A 3,063-nucleotide genomic window follows, 5' to 3' on the forward strand; every position below is an offset into this window, starting at 1 on the left:
GACCCCAAAAAACTAAAGGTATTTCATGCTGCCAGGCAGGACCTCGAAATCCTGGTTCGTTTATGCGGTCAAGTAATTCCCCCTGTCTTTGATACTCAGATCGCCGCTTCTTTGGTGGGATGGGGAGCACAGATTTCTTTTGCGAAAATAGTCCACAAAGCCTTGGGAAAAAAAATTCACAAATCAGAAACTTATACTGATTGGTGTCGTCGACCTTTGAGTGACAACCAGATTGAGTACGCTATAGATGATGTCAGATATTTAATGCCAGTTTATGACAAGCTGGTGGGTCGACTTAAGAAAATGGGTCGGTTGGACTGGGTGAAGGGAGAGGTTGAGAGCTGGGAAGACCCCGGCACATTTGCTTTACCGGATCCACAAAAAAGGTTTATGAAAATTAAAAACCTGCGTAGTTTGAAACCCAGGAACCTGACCGTACTTCAAAAACTTGCCGCATGGAGGGAAGAGGAGGCGGTCAAAAGAGATTGCCTGGCAAAGTCGATCATCCGGGACGAGACTTTGCTGGAAATGGCCCGCAAAATTCCAAGGGATGAAAAATCTTTATCCAGGATTCGTGGATTTTATCAAAAGGAGCTCAATAAAAGTGGGGCAAATTTATTGTCTGCGATTGAAAAGGCTATGGCAGTGCCAGAGGATGAACTCGTCGTGCTTCCGGAAAATAACGGCCATGCCACAACAAGGGGAGTGGAAGAACTGCTCTCCGCATATGTGCAGATAAGATCTGAAGAGCTGAAAATTGAACCAAGTGTTCTGGCAGACCGCAAACAGATCCACAGTTTTGTTACCCACTATGAGAAAAAGGAAGATTTGGAAAAACATTTCCTGTTCCAGGGATGGCGCAAAGAATTGATTGGTGCCCCAATGTTTTCTTTGTTGAGTGGTCAGGTAGGACTTAAGATCAACCCTTCTGGTCAAATCTGTCTGATTGATTCTTAATTTTTCAGGTTGTTGTCAGCTCCTGTTTCTTCCATTTCTTATACTCGTTTGATTGCCTCAGATTGCCGAGGTCAGAGTCGTTTTCTATTTGATGGAACTGTTTGAAACCTTTTCCCACAGCTTTTTTGAGAGCAGAAAGGCTCTGTCCCACTTCTTTTCTTAAAGAATAATAACAAGCCAGGTTATAGTCGAACAAGGGTTCCTTGGGGAATTGGTTTTGTCCAGCCTGAATCGTTTCGATTGCTTTATCGAACAGCTGGATTTTCATATATGCAGTGCTTAGGTTTATGAAAGCTTCCTTAAATATCTTGTTATGGTGAAGGGCCTTTTCATAACGGATGACAGCTTCTTTATAATTTCCTTCCTTTGAAAATTTGTTTCCTTCGTTGTAATGAAAAATAGCCATGCGTCGTAGTTTTTCTTCCTGGGAAAGGTTTTCCCCTTTGCTTCCTTCTTGATGGCTGCCCTCTTCGTGACTGCCCTCGTCCATTTTTTTTGCTACATCGGTTGAGGTTTTTACCTTGCTTTGAATTGGGACAAAATAATCTGTAGCGAGAAAAATGATGAATGCGGTGATTCCCAGGTGAGGTAGATATTTTGTCATGATTATCACAGCCTGGAAGAAAAGGCTTTTAATTCGTTCATCGACCCCAGGGAGGGGACTTGTTCAATTTCAGTGCCATGTGAATGAATGTTAAAGACACGTGTTTGGGGGTTTGCTTTGACGATGTGCTCCAAAGTACGCAAATAACTATACATGACCTGATCTGTAATCAGAGAATTACTCTGGTTGCATTTTACATGCAGCAGCTTTTTCTCCTGTGCTTTTTCCTGATGCAGTTTTTTGAGTGGAATAATTCTTGAGATTTTGCTTTGAAGTTTAAGGTTGAATTCGGAGTGGCTGGAGTAAAAACGCTTTCCGGAAAAGGCACAATCCTGACCGACCAGAAAAATCGGATCACAGCCAAAATGTATTAACATATCAAGTCCGAGACAAGCTACTGAGCCTCCTGCCTGCGTTGTTCCCTTTTCTTCCATGGCTGATACGTTACTTTGAGTAAGTCTGTGCCCCTCTTTATAAACAATGTATTGTTTGCCGTTAAAAAATTTCATCACATTATGGTTGGAAGTTGGTGTGAATACCAACTTGGTCTTTCCTGTGGGATGATCAATAAAATGTGCTGTGCTGTCCAGTTGGGGGTCCAGGGAAAAAGCGTAGACAGGTTGAATATTACTTTTTGCAAGAATTGGATATGCGGTATCAACACAGGTAATTATAAAATCTTCTTTGATGCGGTGGAGGTGAGGGATCACAAGGTCAAGAGATGGTCCGGCACTAACCAAAATGCCCGGTCTGCTTTTGTGTGCATTTTTTAAAACATTAATTCCGGGAGAATCTGATATTACTTTTTGATTTAATGAATAATTTTTATCTTCGAGGTTTCCGAACACAGCGGGAAACCTTCGCTCAAGCAATAAGACTTCCAATGCATTGGTTAGGGAAGGAAAGTTATCCGGTATGCATTTAAAAGAAGGTGTGTGAAACAAAACCTCCAGTAAGTCCGAATGGTTCTCAGTGATACGACCCATTTCATGGGAAATATCCAATGAAACTTTTTTCTCATCAGACCCGTATATTAAATGAAATCGTTTGTCTTTAAATAATTCTGTTTGATCTCTGCATTGCAGGGCCGCTTTAAGAATATCGAGATTAAGCTCAATAACTAATAGATAGCCATCTGGGCCTATTTTATCCAGAATGGAATTCAGGTGATATCCCATCCCAAAGCCATACAGGCAAACGCGGGATCCGGGTTTCAGGTTTTCGGAAAATTTAAAGGCCTCCTTTTCCGGGTCATAACTACTATGTAAAAGAATGCTTTCGCATTTAAGGGTAGGTTGACCAGAAGATGTTGAAATGACTGAAATTTTATCAGACAGGGTTTCGGGAAGGCTTCCCGATTGGGAAGAGCAGAACTTCAATAACTGGATATTTTTTTCGAAGATATGATTGTCCAACAGTGCGTCTCCGTATTTCTTCTTACTCATCATATCACCAATTGACTTGCATTCGTTTCTGAATTGCTTTAAAAAATGTTCAGGTCT

General features: G+C 41.5%; 2 protein-coding genes and 1 pseudogene (1 of these 3 only partly in view). 1 reads left to right on the forward strand and 2 read right to left on the reverse strand.

The features are described 5' to 3' along the window. Window positions 1–957 (forward strand): annotated as a pseudogene (locus tag F3741_06025) (ribonuclease D); it begins 294 nt to the left of the window's first position. 4 nt (window positions 958–961) lie between these two features. Here F3741_06025 and F3741_06030 read toward each other — a convergent pair. Beyond that, on the reverse strand, window positions 962–1,561 hold the full coding sequence (locus F3741_06030) for a tetratricopeptide repeat protein (protein ID MZG30358.1): 600 nt from the start codon (window positions 1,559–1,561) through the stop codon (window positions 962–964). 5 nt (window positions 1,562–1,566) lie between these two features. Then, a complete protein-coding gene (locus F3741_06035; GenBank protein ID MZG30359.1) occupies window positions 1,567–3,009 on the reverse strand; it encodes a motility associated factor glycosyltransferase family protein in 1,443 nt (480 codons plus the stop codon). Between the last annotated feature and the right edge of the window lie 54 nt (window positions 3,010–3,063).

The organism is Nitrospinota bacterium (genome assembly GCA_009873635.1).
Taxonomy (GTDB): domain Bacteria; phylum Nitrospinota; class Nitrospinia; order Nitrospinales; family VA-1; genus LS-NOB.